A 17,664-nucleotide genomic window follows, 5' to 3' on the forward strand; every position below is an offset into this window, starting at 1 on the left:
ATGGGGCCACAATTTTCAGGTTCAAGGGCGCAGGCGTTACCAAAAGTCTCTCGTGTATCCCGGTTGTTTTCCGGCGCTACATTTCGCAATGCGCTAAAAAAAACCGACTTCCAAGCAAATCGAGCTAAGCCGCAGGATTGTCAGCCCGGAACAAAACACTGTATAAATAACCAGACCTAAAGCCTGGGAGCGACCTTCATGCTCGTGCACCTGTCCGTACATAACTACGCCATCGTTGAACATCTGGATCTCGAACTGGATCGCGGCATGAGCGTAATCACAGGCGAGACCGGCGCCGGCAAGTCGATCATGCTCGACGCCCTGGGCCTGACACTGGGTGATCGCGCCGACAGCGGCGTGGTGCGCCCCGGCGCCGACAAAGCCGACATCCTGGCCACCTTCGACCTGGGCGACATCCCGGAAGCCGAAACCTGGCTGGCCGAGCGCGACCTCAATAATGAAGGGCCGTGCATTCTGCGCCGGGTAATCACCGCAGAAGGGCGCTCACGCGGCTACATCAACGGCACGCCCTGCCCCCTCGGCGACCTGAAAGCCCTGGGCGAACTGCTGATCGACATCCACAGCCAACATGAACACCAATCGCTGCTTAAAACCGACACTCATCGCCGCCTGCTCGACGAGTATGCCGGCGCCACCGATCTTGCTCGCCAGGTTCAACTGGCCGCCCAACGCTGGCGCCAGACCCGCCAGGAACTGGAACGCCTTTCCAACTCCGGCGACGAGCAACGCGCTCGCCATCAATTGCTCAGCTATCAACTCGAAGAGCTTGAAAGCCTGGGCCTGGGTGAGAACGAACTGGAGCAGCTTGAGCAGGAACACAAAAACCTGACCAACGCCGAGACGCTGCTGGGTATCTGCCGTCAGGTGGTCGAGCAATGCAGCGAGAGCGATTCGGGTAATGTGCTTAATGCACTGACGGCGAGCCTCAATCGCCTGTCCAGCGTGAATAACGCATCCGGCTCACTGAGTGAAGCCACCACCTTGCTGACCAGTGCACAGATCCAGGTAGAGGAAGCGGTCGGTGAGCTGAACCGTTTTCTGGATCATTTCGACGCCGACCCGGCACGCCTGCAGGAAATAGAAGAGCGCCTGGACACCATCTACACCCTGGCACGCAAACATCGAATCCAGCCAACCGAAGTAGCGGCAATGCAGCAAAAGCTGATGGACGAAATCGAGACCCTGAACGCGAACGACGAGTCCATCGAACGCCTCGGCGAAGAACTCGCCTCCTTTGCTCGCCATTATCAGGAAAAGGCTCGTGAGCTGAGCGACCTTCGCCAGCAGGCTGCTACCCGACTGGCCGGCGCCGTGGAACAGGAAATCCAGCGCCTGGGCATGCCTGGTGGTCGTTTCACCATCCAATTGAATGCCAACACCACCAATGAGCTACAGCCCCATGGACTCGAACAGGTCGAGCTTCTGGTAAGCGCCAACCCGGGCCAGCCGCTCAAAGCTTTGGCAAAAGTCGCCTCCGGCGGCGAGCTGTCACGGATCAGTCTGGCAATCCAGGTGATCACCGCACAAACCTCGCGGGTGCCGACACTGGTCTTTGATGAAGTGGACGTTGGCATTGGCGGCCCGACGGCCGAGATTGTCGGCCAGTTATTGCGACGCCTGGGGGAGCGTGGCCAAGTGCTTACCGTGACCCACTTACCGCAAGTGGCAGCCCAAGGGCATCAGCATTTGTTCGTGCACAAGGTGCGAGGCAGCGACGCGACGCGCACAGCCGTGTCCAAGCTGAACAAGTCGGAGCGCGTGGAAGAAGTGGCGCGGATGCTCGGCGGCATTGATTTGACCAAGGAGTCCCTGGCTCATGCGAAGAAAATGGTCATCGCCGCAAAGGCGTGAGGCGGGCATTTTCCTTCTTATATAAAGCACGAAGGCGACCTTAAGGTCGCCTTCAATCGTTTCGCAGAGCAAATCTGCGTCGATTTTTACTTTTTCTTACGGATGTACAGCACCAGATTATGGTCCACCAAATCGAATCCATGCTCCTCGGCAATCTCGTGCTGGAGCTTTTCGATCGCAGGGCTGGTGAACTCGATAACCTCATTGGTATCCAGATCAACCATATGGTCGTGGTGCCCACCATCGGCCAATTCAAACACTGCATGACCGCCGTCGAAATTATGACGAACCACCAGCCCTGCGGCTTCAAACTGGGTCAGGACACGGTAAACCGTGGCCAGGCCAACGTCTTCATTAGACTCCATCAGTGCCTTGTAAACGTCCTCGGCACTCATGTGGCGTTGCTCGGCAGAATCGAGCATTTGTAGAATCTTGACTCGGGGCAGAGTCACTTTGAGACCGGCTTTGCGTAGTTCGCTATTTTCAACCATGGTTAGCTTTCTCGCGGATGCTGCTTCGCAGCTTCTCTTAATACGGGTATGATCGGCGTTTACGTTGTCCCAGCCAAGATAGTGGAAGTCGCCCACCGATGCAAAACACCAAGCTCTTGCTAACCAGTTTCACCTTTGTGGGACTGCTCGCACTCGCCGGTTGTTCATTCCCCGGGGTTTACAAAATCGACATCCAGCAGGGCAATGTCGTCACGCAGGACATGATAGACCAGTTACGCCCGGGAATGACCCGACGGCAAGTACGGTTTATCATGGGTAACCCCCTGCTGACCGACACTTTCCATGCCGATCGCTGGGATTATCTCTACAGCATCCAGCCTGGCGGCGGTGAGCGCCAGCAGGAGCGCGTCAGCGTCATTTTCAATGGCAATGATCAGCTGGTCAGTCTGTCCGGTGACTTCATGCCTGGCGTAAGCCGCGATGAAGCCCTACTGGGCAAGGACAGCGGCACCAGCGTGACCGCCCCTGCGCAGGAAGCCGAGAAGCCGAAATCCGAGGTGCCGGCCAAGCCAGGCTCCTTGCTGGACCAGATCCAGAAAGACGTCGATGGCGTGGAAACCGTGCCAGTCCCGACGCCACAGCCTCTGGACACCAGCCCGCAGTAACAAAGCGACACTCAACAAAAAGCCCGGCATGCCGGGCTTTTTGTTGTCTGAGTGATTTATAAGCCTTGCTGCCTGGCCTTCGCCGCCTTGGCAGCACGTTGCCTGCGCACTTCCTTGGGATCTGCCAGCAACGGCCGGTAGATTTCGATTCGGTCACCGGGCTGCACAACACGCACGTCGGCATCCGCAACCACCTTACCGAAGATCCCCAAAGGGCATTCCGCCAGCGCCAGCTGCGCAAATTGTTCAGCGATCCCCGACATTCGCACCGCCGCCCTCAGGCTCGTGCCCACCGGAACCGTCACCTGGAGTAAAACCTGGCGATCAATGGCGGCATGTACCACCTCAATCTCAACCATGCAGCTGCTTGGCTCGCTCACAGAACGCATCCACCAGTGTATTCGCCGCCTGATTGAATAAAGGTCCCAACGTCGCCCGAACAATGGGGCCGGCATAATCGAACGACAGGTCCAGGCTGATCTTGCAGGCCTTGTCCGTCAGTGCCTTGAATACCCATACACCATGCAACTGGGTGAACGGCCCCTCCTGCAGATTCATCTCGATGGATTTTCCAGGCACCAGCACATTTCGCGTAACAAAGTGCTGGCTAAGCCCGCCCTTGGCTACGCCGACGCTGGCGACCATGTGCTCGTCACCGCTCTCCAGCACCTCGGCTGTCGAGCACCACGGCAGGAATTCCGGGTAACGCGCCACGTCGTTGACCAGGTCATAGAGCGCCTGTGCGGGATAGGGCAGCAGGGCCGAACGTTGAATATGCGTCGTCATGTGAGCGTTATTTCCACAGCTGAGCGGGCAAACATCGCGAAAGAACAGCCAGATCCGCGAGAGAAAAAAACCAAAGTACTGCCGGCATTGTCCGGGATTCGTCCAACACGCTCAAGCACGCAGGTTGACCGTAGCCGACACGCTCGCAACTCCCTATAATGCCGCCCCTATGGCTAAACAAAAGAAACACCCCACAGGGACCATCGCGCAAAATAAAAAGGCGCGACACGATTACTTCATCGAACATCGGTTCGAGGCTGGTCTGGTCCTGGCCGGCTGGGAAGTAAAGAGTCTGCGTGCCAGCAAGCTGCAGCTGGTCGACAGCTATGTGCTGCTCAAGGATGGCGAGGCATGGCTGCTTGGCAGTCATATCACCCCGCTGACCACCGCGAGCACCCACGTGATTGCCGACCCGGTGCGCACGCGCAAGCTGCTGCTCAACGCCCGCGAGCTGGAAAAACTCGCAGCGGCCGTGCAACAGAAAGGCTACGCCTGCGTGTGCCTGTCCTGGTACTGGAGCAAGCACCTGGTCAAGTGCGAGATTGCGCTGGGCAAGGGCAAGAAGGAATACGACAAACGCGATACCGAACGCGAGCGCGACTCCAATCGCGAATTGCATCGCGCGGTGCGCAACAAGGGCAAGGAAGAATAACCTTGTGACGCTGCAGCTTCGGGCTACCCGCCCGAAGCTACAGGCCCTTGCGTCGCTCCGCCCGGGCTACGCGCTGAACCTCCTGACGCACCTCCTCCAGCACTTCCTGCACATACAGCAGGTGACGTGTTGAAATCTCTCGCGCCTGCTCTGCCCGCCCTTCAATAATTGCCAGGTACAGGTCGCGATGCTGACTGATCAGCATGTCGCGGGTCTCGCTGCGCTGCTGATACATGCCGCCAATGTTGGTCACCACATTACGCTTGAGCAGATCAAACAGCCCGCGAATGGTATGCAGCAACACGGCGTTATGACTGGCCTCAGCAATGGCCAGGTGAAACCTCGCATCGGCAGCACCCTCCTCCACTCGACTCACCTCATCGGCCCGCGCATAGCAATCCTGCAACGCTTCGAAAGCCGCCTTCAGCCGCTCACGATCAACTTCCGTTGCACGTAATGCCGCGTAGTAGGCACAGGAAGCTTCAAGTGTCTGGCGAAACTCCAGCAAGTCCCGCTGCGCCTCAGGATTATTTTCCAGCAAATGCAACAGAGGGTCGCTAAAGGTCGACCCAAGGGACTCCACGACATAATTGCCGCCACCCTGACGGCTGACCAACAACCCCTTGGCCGCCAGCTTCTGGATCGCTTCCCGCAACGAAGGGCGCGACACGCCAAATTGCTCAGCCAAAGCGCGCTCGGCCGGCAAACGCTCACCCGACTTCAACGTGCCCTCAAGGATCATGCCCTCAAGCTGCTCGACAATATCGTCAGACAAACGGCGCTGACGCACCTGATCAAACCCCATAACCCACTCTCCACCATCCCGACCACTCGCCAGGGCCTCTATTCTGGCCTATCGCCGCGCGTGCGGCACCTATCAGAACGCCTTCGATTCACCCGATCAGAACAATCAACGCCCTGGGTACGACCAAAGTTTCGCGGGCGGCAAATTGACACACCCCTGCCTGGCCTCTTAATCTAGCCCACAGCGACCGTAAATTGGTATTACCAATTACCCAAGCATACAAACAACAACAATCAGGGGCCACCCCATATGCAAACCTGGCAACAGCTCTACAGCCCTCTGGGCAGTCTCGGTCTATCCGCGCTGGCCGCCGTTATTCCCATCGTATTTTTCTTCCTGGCCCTGGCCGTGTTCCGCCTCAAGGGGCACGTGGCCGGCAGCATCACCCTCGCGCTGTCGATCCTGGTCGCCATCTTCGCCTTTCAGATGCCGGTAGACATGGCCCTGGCTGCCGCCGGCTACGGCTTTGCCTATGGCTTGTGGCCGATTGCGTGGATCATCGTGGCCGCGGTATTTCTCTACAAACTGACGGTCAAGAGCGGTCAGTTCGAGATCATCCGCAGCTCGGTCCTGTCGATTACCGACGATCAACGCTTGCAAGTCCTGCTGATCGGCTTCTGCTTCGGCGCCTTCCTCGAAGGTGCGGCCGGTTTCGGCGCGCCCGTGGCCATTACCGCCGCGCTGCTGGTAGGCCTGGGTTTCAACCCGCTCTATGCCGCCGGCCTGTGTCTGATTGCCAACACCGCCCCGGTCGCCTTTGGCGCGCTGGGTATCCCGATCATCGTTGCAGGCCAAGTCACCGGCATCGACGCCTTCAAGATCGGCGCCATGACCGGCCGCCAACTGCCGCTGCTGTCGCTTTTCGTGCCCTTCTGGCTGGTGTTCATGATGGACGGCCTGCGCGGCGTTCGCGAAACCTGGCCCGCAGCCCTGGTAGCCGGCTTGAGCTTCGCCATCACCCAATACTTCACCTCCAACTTCATCGGGCCGGAGCTGCCGGACATCACCTCGGCACTGGCCAGCCTGATCGCCCTGACCTTGTTCCTGAAAGTCTGGCAACCCAAGCGCACCGCCGGCGCACAGATTGCCGGCGCCACCTCGAGCACAGCGGTCACCGCCAGCGCTGGCGGCTTCGGCTTGCCACGCAACACCCTTGTTTCGCCGTACAGCCTGGGGCAGATTTTCAAGGCATGGTCGCCGTTCCTGATCCTCACCGTGCTGGTCACCCTCTGGACCCTCAAACCCTTCAAGGCGATGTTCGCCGCCGGCGGCTCGATGTACAGCTGGGTGTTCAACTTTGCGATCCCGCACCTGGACCAACTGGTGATCAAAGTCGCGCCGATCGTCACCAACCCCACCGCCATTCCGGCCGTGTTCAAGCTGGACCCGATTTCAGCAACCGGCACCGCGATTTTCTTCTCGGCGCTGATCTCGATGGCCGTTCTGAAAATAGACTTCAAAACTGGTCTTACCACTTTTAAAGAAACCTTTTACGAATTGCGCTGGCCGATCCTGTCCATCGGCATGGTGCTGGCCTTCGCCTTTGTCACCAACTATTCGGGCATGTCGTCCACCATGGCCCTGGTCCTGGCCGGCACTGGTGCTGCCTTCCCCTTCTTCTCGCCTTTCCTCGGCTGGCTTGGGGTTTTTCTGACAGGCTCCGACACTTCGTCCAATGCCCTGTTCAGCTCGTTGCAAGCCACCACCGCACACCAGATCGGCGTGAACGACACCTTGCTGGTTGCGGCAAATACCAGTGGTGGCGTGACCGGCAAAATGATCTCGCCGCAATCAATCGCCGTCGCCTGTGCGGCAACCGGCCTGGTGGGCAAAGAATCCGACCTGTTCCGCTTCACCCTCAAGCACAGCCTGTTTTTTGCCACCCTCGTCGGGCTGATCACCTTGGCGCAAGCGTATTGGTTCACCGGTATGCTGGTGCACTGAGACGCGCACGTAATAGGGTAAGAATCGACGCCGGACAACCATGCCGGCGTCAGCTATTTCTGGAGGACCGATGAGCCTGCCTGCTGGATTCCTGAAAGACGTCGCACAACTGATTCCGAAAGATCGTCGTTTTGACGACCCGCTTTCCACCCTCGCCTTCGGCACCGATGCCAGCTTTTACCGATTGATCCCCCAGTTGGTGATTCGCGTTGAATCGGAAGACGAAGTCGTCACGCTGCTGCAACTGGCCCAGCGCGACCGCGTCTCCGTAACCTTCCGCGCGGCTGGCACAAGCTTGTCCGGCCAGGCCATCAGCGACTCGGTGCTGATCGTGCTGGGCGAGCAGTGGAATGGCCGCGAGATCCGCGGGCAAGGCATGCAAATCCGCCTGCAACCCGGCGTCATCGGCGCTCAGGCCAACGCCTGGCTTGCGCCATTCGGGCGCAAGATCGGGCCGGACCCGGCGTCGATCAATGCCTGCAAAATCGGCGGCATCGTCGCTAACAACGCCAGTGGCATGTGCTGCGGTACGGCACAAAATACCTACCACACCCTGGCCGGCATGCGTCTGGTGCTGGCCGACGGCAGCCGCCTGGACACCGAAGACTCCGCCAGCGTCCAAGCCTTCCGCCAGTCCCATGGCGCGCTGCTTGAGCGCCTGGCAGCACTGGGCCGCGAGACACGGGCAAACGCCGAGCTGGCTGCAAAGATCCGCCACAAATACCGTCTGAAAAACACCACCGGCCTGTCGCTCAACGCCCTGGTGGATTTTGATGACCCGCTGGATATCCTCAGCCATCTGCTGGTGGGCTCCGAAGGCACGCTGGGGTTTATCAGCGCAGTGACCTACGACACAGTGGCCGACCATCCAAACAAAGCCTCGGCGCTGATCGTGTTTCCGGACGTCGAGACCTGCTGCAACGCGGTAACCGTGCTGAAAACCCAACCGGTCTCGGCGGTCGAGCTGCTGGACCGGCGCAGCCTGCGCTCGGTACAGAACAAGCCGGGCATGCCAGACTTCGTACAGCATCTATCGGAAAATGCCTGCGCGCTGCTGATCGAATCCCGCGCGGCCTCGTCGTCATTACTGCATGAGCAACGGGAACTGATCATGGCCTCCCTGGCCTCTTTCCCCGTGGAGAAACAGGTCGACTTCACCGAAGACCCGCTGGAAAACGCTCGCCTCTGGGCAATCCGCAAGGACACCTTTCCCGCCGTGGGCGCCGTGCGCAAAACCGGTACCACGGTAATCATCGAAGACGTCACTTTCCCGGTCGAGCAGCTGGCGACTGGCGTTAACCGCCTGATCGAACTGTTCGACAAACATCACTACGACGAAGCCATCCTTTTCGGACACGCCCTGGAAGGCAATCTGCACTTCGTGTTCACTCAAGGCTTCAACAGCAGCGCCGAAGTCGCACGCTATCAGGCGTTCATGGACGATGTTGCACAATTGGTAGCGGTTGAGTTCGGAGGATCGCTGAAAGCCGAACACGGCACTGGTCGCAACATGGCGCCGTTTGTCGAGCTGGAGTGGGGCAGCGATGCCTATCAACTGATGTGGCAACTCAAGCGCCTGCTGGACCCCAACGGCATCCTCAACCCGGACGTGGTGCTCAGCCATGACCCGCAGATTCACCTCAAACACCTCAAGCCTCTGCCCGCCGCCGATGAGCTTGTGGATAAGTGCATTGAATGCGGGTTCTGCGAACCGGTGTGCCCGTCCAAGGGACTGACCTTGAGCCCGCGCCAACGCATTGTGATCTGGCGCGACATCCAGGCTAAAAAACGCGCTGGCGTCGATACCACTGAACTGGAAGCGGCCTATCACTACCAAGGCATCGACACCTGCGCCGCAACCGGCCTGTGCGCCCAGCGCTGCCCCGTAGGCATCAATACCGGCGACCTGGTGAAAAAGCTACGCAGCCGCGACGCCGACCGTACGAAAACCGCCGAATGGCTCGCCACCCATTTCGCCACCGCGCTGCAAGGCGCGCGCTTTACCCTGCATGTCGCCAACGGCGCGCGCATGCTGCTGGGAGCGCCACGCCTGGCGAAGTTATCGGCCAGCTTGACCAGGCTGTCCAAGGGGCAGGTTCCGCAATGGACCAACGCCATGCCGCAACCGGAAAAAGCCATTCGCTTCAGCCCGGCCGTCAACGACGAACGACCTCGGGTGGTCTACCTGGCGGCCTGCGTCTCCCGCGCCATGGGCCCGGCAGCGGGCGATAAAGAACAAATGTCGCTGTACGACAAAACCCGTGGCCTGCTGGAAAAAGCCGGTTACCAAGTCGTCTTTCCCGACAATCAAGACAACCTGTGCTGCGGCCAACCCTTCGCCTCCAAAGGCTATGCCCAACAGGCCGAACACAAGCGTCAGGAACTGATCGGCGCGCTGCTCCACGCCAGCCGTGGCGGCCTCGACCCGATCTATTGCGACACCAGCCCGTGCACCCTGCGCCTGGTACAAGACCTGGGCGAGACGCGCCTGGACCTCTACGACCCGGTACGCTTTATCCGCACCCACCTTATGGACCGCCTCGACTTCACGCCGCAGGAAGCGCCCATCGCCGTGCACGTCACCTGCAGCACCCAGCACCTGGGCGAAAGCCAAGCGCTGATCGACCTCGCCCGACGCTGCGCCAAAACCGTCGTCATCCCCGAAGGCATTCACTGCTGCGGCTTTGCCGGCGACAAAGGCTTCACCACGCCAGAACTCAACGCCCACTCACTGCGCACCCTCAAGGACGCGGTGCAGCATTGCAGCGAAGGCATTTCCACCAGCCGCACCTGCGAGATCGGCCTGAGCCAGCACGGCGGCATCGATTATCACGGGCTGGTGTACCTCGTGGACCGCGTCACCCAGGCCCGCGCCCATTAACCCTGCAAAAAAACCGAACCCTTGCGCGCCGGCGTAGTCATCTGCATAGGCCTCGACAACGAGGCCCATCAGTGATGTCGCTGGCAAGCCCGCAACGCCAGCAGCGTCGAGCCCATTTCGCAAGGAGATACCTTATGAAGCGTTCCGCTCTTGCTGGCTTGTTCATGACCGCTGCGATGCTGGCGTCCCCTGCCTTTGCGGCCGGTGATAAAGACCTGTGCCAGATCAACCTCGACAAAATCAACAACGGCAAAGCCCTGCTCGCCACCGACACCAGTGGCAAAAGCGGCGAAATCGACACCGCCGTCGCCCAGGCAAAAGCGGCCAGCGCCGCGGGTAATGATAAAAAGTGTATCGAAATCACCTCCAAGGCCCTGCAAGACCTGCAGAACAGCGAAAAAGGCGGTCAGTGAGTGACACGTGGCCAACCTTCGGGTTGGCCTTCCGTGACGGTTTGGCGTACACTGCACAGGCTTGTCACTCACGAGAAACAACGAGTTACAAGCACGGGGCCGTTTAGGATTCGACGCCGGTCGCGAAACTTTAGGTGCATGCCGAGTTGGTAACAGAACTCGTAAATCCACTGTTGCAACTTCTTATAGTTGCCAATGACGAAAACTACGGCCAGGAATTCGCTATCGCTGCGTAAGCAGCCTTAGATCCTGAGCTTCTGGTACCTTCGGGTCCAGCAATCACCAGGGGATGTCTGTAAACCCAAAGTGATTGTCATATAGAACAGAATCGCCGTGCAGTACGTTGTGGACGAAGCGGCTAAAACTTACACAACTCGCCCAAAGCACCCTGCCCTTCGGGTCGCTGAGGGTTAACTTAATAGAAACGGCTAAGCATGTAGTACCGACAGCGGAGTACTGGCGGACGGGGGTTCAAATCCCCCCGGCTCCACCACTTCATCATCTAAAGACGTCCACGGACGTCTTTTTTTGTGCCTGAAACCCAGTAAATACACGGCTTCCAGCGATTTATCGGTCTTTTGAGAGTTTCTGAGTTCCAGCCGTTCGGGTATTCCAGACGGTATTCCAGCTCATCCGGTGCTAATCTTTGGAATACCGAATCAGTGCTTGAGGACGATCTCATGCCTGCTCAAAACCTCCGCCTCTCCGATCGACAGCTCAAGGGAGTCAAACCCGCATCCAAGGATTACGTCCTCACGGACGGTGACGGTTTGCAGCTCCGCGTACGCAGCAACGGCTCGTTGCTGTGGAATTTCAACTACCGCGAACCGGTGACCAAGAAGCGCATCAACATCGGCTTCGGGACCTACCCCGAGCTGTCACTGGCGAATGCACGAAAGATGGCAGTCGATGCCCGCGAGCTGCTCGCTCAGGGCATTGATCCGAAGGTGCAGCGCAATACGCTGAATGAAGCCAAGCGCGCAGAAACGGAACACACCTTCGAGAACGTGGCCACCGCCTGGTTCGAGCTCAAGAAAGACTCGGTCACCCCGGCCTACGCCGAGGACATTTGGCGGTCGCTCACGCTGCATGTGCTCCCTGACTTGAGGACGACGCCACTCGCGAAAATCACCGCGCCGATGGTGATCGGGTTACTTCGTCCAATCGAAGCTAAAGGCAGCCTGGAGACGGTCAAGCGCCTTAGTCAGCGGCTTAACGAGATCATGACCTACGGCGTGAACTCTGGCCTGATCTTCGCCAACCCGCTCAGCGGTATCAGGGCGGTTTTCAAGAAGCCCAAGAAGGAGAATATGGCTGCGCTTCCACCCGAGGAGCTCCCCGAGCTCATGCTGGAGATCGCGAACGCCAGTATCAAACGCACTACCCGTTGCCTGATCGAATGGCAGTTGCACACTATGACTCGCCCCGCCGAGGCGGCAACTACTCGCTGGGCAGACATCGACTTTGAAAGGCGTGTCTGGACCATCCCGCCGGAGCGGATGAAGAAGGGCCGCCCACACAGCATCCCGTTGAGTGATCACGCTGTCGCACTGTTGGAGTCATTGAAGACTCACAGCGGCCATCGCGAATACGTCTTCCCGGCAGACAGAAATCCACGTACCCACGCCAATAGCCAAACCGCCAACATGGCGTTGAAACGCATGGGCTTCCAGGATCGCTTGGTCAGCCACGGCATGCGCTCGATGGCCAGCACCATCTTGAATGAGCATGGATGGGACCCGGAGCTCATTGAGGTCGCACTGGCGCACGTCGACAAGGATGAGGTGCGTAGCGCCTACAACCGAGCCGACTACATCGAGCGCCGACGCCCGATGATGGCGTGGTGGAGTGAGTACATTCAGAAAGCCGCCACCGGTAGCCTGCTCGCCTCAGCATACGGCCAAGTCAGAGACAAGAACGTGGTGCCGATACGCTAGCGCTATGCAGGCGCAATAACGGCAGCAACAACTGAGCGTTCAAGATTCAGGGCGAGCAGCCTCGCTTATCCGCTTCTCAGCGCGGGTCCATCCAAACAGGGCTGCAAAGCCGCCCTGTTTGGATGGACCTTACTTTGAAGAGCTAAAAGCGACCACGTTTTCCAGGATTTACCACGGAATTCCACCAGTGAATAACCGTTCTTCAAGTCCAAAGTAGCGCTGAATTTTGAACCTTGACCGGTTTTATCCACAAGAGTAAAACTGGCCGTGCAAGCGCTGTCGATGACAGCAACCCAGGTGGCCTGAACCTTGAAGGTCACGCCGCTCTCGTGGTGGTTCTCCCCCAAATGGCGATTCGCATCCGGCAGTTCGCCCGGTCACCTCCCCGGTGATGGATGCCTACTTCAGATCATGGCCCTCGTGCGCCAGACAACACCTCCTACTTCGCTGCCCTGCAGCAACCTATCCGCTTGGCCGAATCTTGCGCCAACCTGTGCCCGTCTCTTTCTTCTGGAAAGAGACGGGCACTTCTAGCACTGCTGCAGCCCTGATCGCACATGGCTTTGCGGCATTCCCCCTCGTGACAATCGGCGTGACAAACGCCGATGTCACCAGCAACAGCCATGCAGATGACGGTGCCGCAGACCAGGGAATGGACTGCACCTGACTGACAGTCAGGCATGCCCCGGTCATCGCACCGCTGCGTTCACCCGGCTCAGGATCTCGCGGCACTGGTCTCGTCAGCCAGTGCAGCCTCCACCCGCCCACCGGTAACGGTGCTCAGGAGGCCAGATCATGAGATGCCCTTGCTCCCGGTCGTAAGGAGCCGTCAGTCCCGCGTAGAGGACATCCCCACAGGTCGCAGGGGCCTTGATCCCTGATAACACTCAGCATTCTTGGCGGGATGACGTGGGGCGAGGATCGGAGAACGGAGGATGAGGTGATCGATATGGCATTGGTGGGTAGACGCGATGGTCGTAATTTCGGCTACGGTAGGCAGTTGAGCTACGCGGGGCCGCAAGCGCTGAAAGACATGTTCGGCGGCGGTCACTACGGCACGGTCAAGGCGCACTGTGATCGGTGGCAGGCATTCGTAAAGTGGTGCCGTTCCGAACAGGGGCCCGGTATCAATGATGCGCGGCAGATTGATCGCAGGGTGTTGGCCGACTATGCAGCTTTTCTGCGCGACGTTGTTGGACGCGGTGACCTAGCCATCAGCACCGCACAAAACCGACTATCCAGCGTTAACAGGACCATGGCGGCGCTTCGCGGTGATCAGTACGTAAAGATGCCAAGCCCGAGCAAGGCGTTGGGTATGCAGCGCACTGGGATTCGCCAGTCGGTGCCTCAGGGCCAGGACCGTAAACAGGTGAGGCAGATCGTCGATACGCTTTGCCGCCATTATCAGCTACGCGCCGCCGCGATCGTACTGTTGGCGCGAGCCACAGGCATGCGCTTGCGTGAGGCCATCTTGGCTGATCTGCCTCGGCTAAGCCGTGAGGCAAACGACCTAGGCAAAATTAACATTCAGGATGGCACCAAAGGCGGCCGCGCCGGTGCCTCGGCGCCGCGTTGGATTGCGGTTGACTGCCATGTTCGAGATGCGCTTAGGTTTGCACGGCAGATTTCGCCTGCGGGTAGCCGCAACCTGATTGCGCCACACGAAAGCTGCCTGAGTCTTCTGCAACAAATCATCCGCCCTGCGCGGGACATCCTGCATTCGCAGAACCTCAAAGGCTTCCATGAGTTACGAGCGGCATACGCATGTGAGCGCTATGAGCAAATCACCCAACACCGCGCTCCTATCAACGGTGGCCAATGCTGCCTGACAGATAGGAACCTTGATCGTGAAGCCCGAAGGCAAATCAGCTATGAGCTGGGGCACTGTCGGATCGACGTGGTCGCTGCCTACATTGGAGGGCGGACATGAGTAAGCAATTCGACATGGAACTGTTCTTGGCTGGAGTGCTGACGGGGTCGCAGGCAACCCAACAACGCCATGTGCGCCAGGCAAAGATCATGCAGGCTGAAATCGCGAAGCGCTGGCAACGAGAGACACCTTGGGCTTGGCAGAGAAAGCACGTGGCTTGGTTTCTCGAGCATCGCTTAGATCAACGCAGTGAAGCGACGCGGTATTACTTTTTGCTGAGCGCGCGTCTGCTCGCTCGCCGCTTGAAAAAGACATGGGCATTCAACCTTTCGCGTGGATAAGGCTTTTGCTAGCCCTAAACGTCAAGCAATCGACCCATTCCACTCAGCCATGGAAGGAAGAACCGGCAATGCAGACGATTGCTTGAGCACAATGCCCACCTGCACACGTCCCCCTTCATCCTAGGCACATTGACGCCGCGTTCAATGACGGATCCAAACATCTATGCTCTGGTTGCAGAGCTCCAAGAACGAGCAGATTGGCCAGTGGCTAAAATGACCACCCTTAGGTCACGAATGCATCTAGGATGCTTTGAGTTCCGCGTAAAGGAAGCAAGAACGTAGTGGGCCACCCTAAGCGGTTAGTTTAAAATGATTTTTTTTGCGCAGCAGGCCTAATCGGCAGCGTTCCTTTCAATAGGTACGAGGAGATTTCCCGGAGTCATGTTTTACTACAGGTCTCGTTTGAACCGACTCAGCCAATAGGCACCCAGTTGAACGAATCGCCACCTCGTCTCACGCAGGTCGCACAAGGTCGCGAAATTTCAGGACTCAGCGCGTATGAGTAAAACGAAAACAACGAACGGCAACGAAAACGCCAAAACTATACGTACGCCCAAATTACGCTTTCCTGAGTTTAGGGATTCGAAAGAGTGGGAAAAGACAGAGCTCAGGATGATTGCCGACCCTGTCTTAGACAAAGCTAGTTCTGGTGAGAAGAATAATGCCCTGAGTCTCTCAACTGAAAACACCATAGTGCTTCAGAGTGACATATTGGAAGGCAATGAGATAAATAAATACTCTGAACGCTATCTTAGGATTATTCGCGATGACTTTATTTACATTGACAAAAGCACAAAAAATCCGGCCTCAGGCACTATAAAGCGATTATCCAATTACTCCACTGGAGTGGTCCCCTCAGTTTACAAGTGCTTCCGCTTTCATGCCCATGAACACCCAGGCTTTTGGGAAGGATATTTCGAATCAGGAGCGCACAACAATCAGCTCAGTAAAGTTATAAATGAGGGTGCAACCCAGGGACGATTTAACACTCCAGTCAATAAATTTATCGCCATAAACGTATGGCGCCCATGCGAATCGGAACAAAAAAAAATCGCCGACTGTCTGGAGTCATTGGAGAGCCTGATTGCGGCCCAATCTCAGAAAATAAAAACGCTCAGCACTCATAAGATCGGTCTGACACTGCAACTATTTCCACGTAAAGGTGAATTCAAGCCTCGGTTACGTTTCCCTGATTTCCAGAACGCTGAGGAATGGAAAAAAGTCCTATTTACAAACGCTATAAAAGTAACTTCAGGGAAGGAATTTAAGCCATCGGAGTACTCGGGCGAGGGGATTCGATTAATACAATCGAAAAATATTGAATATGGCTCATTAATATGGAGCGATGACTCACCTCACCTCCCTACAACCTATGCAGACAAGCACCCTGAACTATTATTACAAACTAATAACATTGTCTTTGCGCTCTATCGACCAATGCGCAATGAAGAAATAAAGATCACCAAAATTAGTAAAAATGATGAAAAATCGATTTTCAGCCATCAGCTAGCCAAGTTGGAAATCATTACCGATTTACTTTGCGCAGATTTCGCATTTCATTTTTGTCGACATTTCTTATCAGACTACGCACAAAGCAACTCTATCGGCCTCGGACAGACAAGGATATCGCTAAAGGAATTGAACAAACAGAGTATTACACTCCCGTCGCTGCCTGAGCAAATATGTATTGCAGGCTGTCTTAGCTCACTTGACAGCTTAATTACTTCGCACATACAAAAGCTTGAATCCATAAAAAAACACAAGACGGCGCTTTTGCAAAAGCTTTTCCCGCGGTCGGATAAGGATATTTAATGAACAAACCGTTAGTACAATCGAATTTCAGATCTTTAAAGTCGCTAGCCAAAAAGTTGCGCAAGGATTTGACAGGAGTTCGAGGAAGAAAAAAACTTGGCGCACGAAAAGCGATCGCACCAGTAAAAGGGAACGACTTTGTTTTGCTTTTTGCTCACAACGGGGTAGGCAAAACTCGTTTATCCATGGAGTTTAAAGATCTTGGAAAAAAACAGGACAAGAGAGACACTCTATACTTCAACGCTTTCACTGAAGACCTTTTTGACTGGGATAACGATTTCGAAGAGGATAGAGAAAGAAGAATAAAATTCAAATCCCACTCTCAGTTTTTTAATGGGCTTGATGGCATTGGCATTGAAAGTCGCATTCGCCCCCACTTACATCGCCACGCTGACTTTAATTTCACAATAAACTACGACGATGCAGAAATTAGCTTTTTTCGTGAGGAAATCGTCGCAGGTAAAATTGAGACCCTAGAGGATATAAAAATATCACGCGGGGAAGAGAATATTTTTATTTGGTGTTTTTTTCTTGCCATACTCGAATTGGCCAGCTTAGCAGAACCAGGTGACCCATATTATTGGGTAAAATTTGTTTACATTGACGACCCGATTTCGTCCCTTGATGAACACAACACAATCGCTGTCGCCTCCGGACTTTCTGCGCTTTTAAAAGACTCCAGAAACAATATAAAAATCATCATATCCACACACCATGGATTGTTCTTTAATGTTCTTTTCAATGAACTCAAAGGAAAAAATGAACAATCTGCGAAAAAAGAGGAAATCAGAAAAAAGTCTTATATCCTGAGCCGTCCAAATAAGTCCCCAAGCTACACACTCCAAGACACAGGAGAGTCTCCATTCTTGAATCATGTAGCATCATTACTAGAATTACAGGCTGCAGCGAGGTCAGGCAACATTTCGCAACACCATTTCAACTCTCTTCGAAGCATTTTAGAGAAAACGGCAATATTTTTTGGCCGACAGCATATATCTACTTGCTTTGATGGCAATCCCAATAAAAATCTATATGTCCGCTTTTTAAATATCCGCAGCCATTCAAAGTATTCTGTCTTTGAACCCGCCCCCCTGAGTCGATCTGAGAAAAAAATGTTTCGTGACATTCTTAGCACATTTATTAATCTTCACCCGTTCAACACAACACTATTTCCGAAGTCACTCGCAGCAGCGCCCGCACCATGATCGTCTCGAATGTCTACCAAATTACTATT

Annotated in this window: 16 protein-coding genes and 1 other RNA gene; 12 read left to right on the forward strand and 5 right to left on the reverse strand. The window is 56.1% G+C overall.

Features of this window, described 5'->3' with window-relative positions:
- Positions 1–198 precede the first annotated feature (198 nt).
- Positions 199–1,872, forward strand: a complete 1,674-nt coding sequence (recN, locus tag SC318_RS22655; protein ID WP_320428527.1) for a DNA repair protein RecN — start codon at positions 199–201, stop codon at positions 1,870–1,872.
- A gap of 86 nt (positions 1,873–1,958) precedes the next feature.
- On the opposite strand, the gene fur is transcribed toward recN, so the two are convergent.
- A complete protein-coding gene (gene fur / locus SC318_RS22660) occupies positions 1,959–2,363 on the reverse strand; it encodes a ferric iron uptake transcriptional regulator (protein ID WP_010562662.1) in 405 nt (134 codons plus the stop codon).
- A 98-nt stretch (positions 2,364–2,461) separates the two neighbouring features.
- On the opposite strand from fur, the gene SC318_RS22665 reads away from it, so the two are divergent.
- Positions 2,462–2,989 (forward strand): outer membrane protein assembly factor BamE, encoded by a 528-nt coding sequence (locus tag SC318_RS22665; protein ID WP_320428528.1) that lies wholly within the window; start codon positions 2,462–2,464, stop codon positions 2,987–2,989.
- 56 nt (positions 2,990–3,045) lie between these two features.
- Here SC318_RS22665 and SC318_RS22670 read toward each other — a convergent pair whose 3' ends face one another.
- Positions 3,046–3,348: an RnfH family protein gene (locus SC318_RS22670; RefSeq protein WP_320428529.1), complete on the reverse strand. Its 303-nt coding sequence runs from the start codon at positions 3,346–3,348 to the stop codon at positions 3,046–3,048.
- On the reverse strand, positions 3,341–3,775 hold the full coding sequence (locus tag SC318_RS22675) for a type II toxin-antitoxin system RatA family toxin (RefSeq protein WP_320428530.1): 435 nt from the start codon (positions 3,773–3,775) through the stop codon (positions 3,341–3,343). The genes SC318_RS22670 and SC318_RS22675 overlap by 8 nt, the downstream gene beginning before the upstream one ends.
- Before the next feature lie 169 nt (positions 3,776–3,944).
- Between SC318_RS22675 and smpB the strand changes: the two genes are divergently transcribed.
- On the forward strand, positions 3,945–4,427 hold the full coding sequence (gene smpB, locus SC318_RS22680; protein WP_014719962.1) for an SsrA-binding protein SmpB: 483 nt from the start codon (positions 3,945–3,947) through the stop codon (positions 4,425–4,427).
- A 37-nt stretch (positions 4,428–4,464) separates the two neighbouring features.
- Here the strand turns inward: smpB and SC318_RS22685 are convergent, their stop codons facing one another.
- Entirely contained in the window at positions 4,465–5,232 is a 768-nt protein-coding gene (locus tag SC318_RS22685; protein ID WP_306494663.1) for an FCD domain-containing protein, read from the reverse strand.
- Between the two features lie 249 nt (positions 5,233–5,481).
- On the opposite strand from SC318_RS22685, the gene SC318_RS22690 reads away from it, so the two are divergent.
- The 5 genes from SC318_RS22690 (at position 5,482) to SC318_RS22710 (ending at position 12,407) form a co-directional block, all read left to right on the forward strand.
- A complete protein-coding gene (locus tag SC318_RS22690; RefSeq protein ID WP_320428531.1) occupies positions 5,482–7,176 on the forward strand; it encodes a lactate permease LctP family transporter in 1,695 nt (564 codons plus the stop codon).
- A 70-nt stretch (positions 7,177–7,246) separates the two neighbouring features.
- On the forward strand, positions 7,247–10,057 hold the full coding sequence (locus SC318_RS22695; RefSeq protein ID WP_320428532.1) for an FAD-binding and (Fe-S)-binding domain-containing protein: 2,811 nt from the start codon (positions 7,247–7,249) through the stop codon (positions 10,055–10,057).
- 134 nt (positions 10,058–10,191) lie between these two features.
- Positions 10,192–10,470, forward strand: coding sequence for a PA2433 domain-containing protein (locus SC318_RS22700; RefSeq protein ID WP_320428533.1), 279 nt, complete (start codon positions 10,192–10,194; stop codon positions 10,468–10,470).
- A 95-nt stretch (positions 10,471–10,565) separates the two neighbouring features.
- Positions 10,566–10,963: a transfer-messenger RNA gene (gene ssrA / locus SC318_RS22705) on the forward strand.
- A gap of 187 nt (positions 10,964–11,150) precedes the next feature.
- Positions 11,151–12,407, forward strand: coding sequence for an integrase domain-containing protein (locus SC318_RS22710; protein ID WP_320428534.1), 1,257 nt, complete (start codon positions 11,151–11,153; stop codon positions 12,405–12,407).
- Between the two features lie 65 nt (positions 12,408–12,472).
- Here SC318_RS22710 and SC318_RS22715 read toward each other — a convergent pair whose 3' ends face one another.
- Positions 12,473–12,727, reverse strand: a complete 255-nt coding sequence (locus tag SC318_RS22715) for a hypothetical protein (RefSeq protein WP_320428535.1) — start codon at positions 12,725–12,727, stop codon at positions 12,473–12,475.
- A 629-nt stretch (positions 12,728–13,356) separates the two neighbouring features.
- Between SC318_RS22715 and SC318_RS22720 the strand changes: the two genes are divergently transcribed.
- From SC318_RS22720 to SC318_RS22735, 4 genes are all read left to right on the forward strand, one after another.
- Positions 13,357–14,337 carry an integrase domain-containing protein gene (locus SC318_RS22720; protein WP_320431281.1) on the forward strand — a complete coding sequence of 327 codons (981 nt, stop codon included), beginning with the start codon at positions 13,357–13,359 and terminating at the stop codon, positions 14,335–14,337.
- Complete coding sequence (locus tag SC318_RS22725; RefSeq protein WP_192002484.1) at positions 14,334–14,618, forward strand: hypothetical protein; 285 nt, start codon at positions 14,334–14,336, stop codon at positions 14,616–14,618. The genes SC318_RS22720 and SC318_RS22725 overlap by 4 nt, the downstream gene beginning before the upstream one ends.
- Before the next feature lie 498 nt (positions 14,619–15,116).
- On the forward strand, positions 15,117–16,430 hold the full coding sequence (locus SC318_RS22730) for a restriction endonuclease subunit S (RefSeq protein ID WP_320428536.1): 1,314 nt from the start codon (positions 15,117–15,119) through the stop codon (positions 16,428–16,430).
- Entirely contained in the window at positions 16,430–17,635 is a 1,206-nt protein-coding gene (locus SC318_RS22735; protein ID WP_320428537.1) for an AAA family ATPase, read from the forward strand. The genes SC318_RS22730 and SC318_RS22735 overlap by 1 nt, the downstream gene beginning before the upstream one ends.
- The last annotated feature ends 29 nt before the right edge of the window (positions 17,636–17,664 follow it).

The organism is Pseudomonas sp. MUP55, assembly GCF_034043515.1.
Taxonomy (GTDB): Bacteria; Pseudomonadota; Gammaproteobacteria; order Pseudomonadales; family Pseudomonadaceae; genus Aquipseudomonas.

Coding starts and splice junctions, on each gene's coding strand:
- SC318_RS22735 (WP_320428537.1), top strand. CDS start 16,430: ATGAACAAACCGTTAGTACAATCGAATTTCAGATCTTTAAAGTCGCTA.
- SC318_RS22675 (WP_320428530.1), bottom strand. CDS start 3,775: ATGACGACGCATATTCAACGTTCGGCCCTGCTGCCCTATCCCGCACAG.
- SC318_RS22720 (WP_320431281.1), top strand. CDS start 13,357: ATGGCATTGGTGGGTAGACGCGATGGTCGTAATTTCGGCTACGGTAGG.
- SC318_RS22670 (WP_320428529.1), bottom strand. CDS start 3,348: ATGGTTGAGATTGAGGTGGTACATGCCGCCATTGATCGCCAGGTTTTA.
- SC318_RS22710 (WP_320428534.1), top strand. CDS start 11,151: ATGCCTGCTCAAAACCTCCGCCTCTCCGATCGACAGCTCAAGGGAGTC.
- fur (WP_010562662.1), bottom strand. CDS start 2,363: ATGGTTGAAAATAGCGAACTACGCAAAGCCGGTCTCAAAGTGACTCTG.
- recN (WP_320428527.1), top strand. CDS start 199: ATGCTCGTGCACCTGTCCGTACATAACTACGCCATCGTTGAACATCTG.
- SC318_RS22690 (WP_320428531.1), top strand. CDS start 5,482: ATGCAAACCTGGCAACAGCTCTACAGCCCTCTGGGCAGTCTCGGTCTA.
- SC318_RS22685 (WP_306494663.1), bottom strand. CDS start 5,232: ATGGGGTTTGATCAGGTGCGTCAGCGCCGTTTGTCTGACGATATTGTC.
- SC318_RS22665 (WP_320428528.1), top strand. CDS start 2,462: ATGCAAAACACCAAGCTCTTGCTAACCAGTTTCACCTTTGTGGGACTG.
- SC318_RS22700 (WP_320428533.1), top strand. CDS start 10,192: ATGAAGCGTTCCGCTCTTGCTGGCTTGTTCATGACCGCTGCGATGCTG.
- SC318_RS22695 (WP_320428532.1), top strand. CDS start 7,247: ATGAGCCTGCCTGCTGGATTCCTGAAAGACGTCGCACAACTGATTCCG.
- smpB (WP_014719962.1), top strand. CDS start 3,945: ATGGCTAAACAAAAGAAACACCCCACAGGGACCATCGCGCAAAATAAA.
- SC318_RS22730 (WP_320428536.1), top strand. CDS start 15,117: ATGAGTAAAACGAAAACAACGAACGGCAACGAAAACGCCAAAACTATA.
- SC318_RS22725 (WP_192002484.1), top strand. CDS start 14,334: ATGAGTAAGCAATTCGACATGGAACTGTTCTTGGCTGGAGTGCTGACG.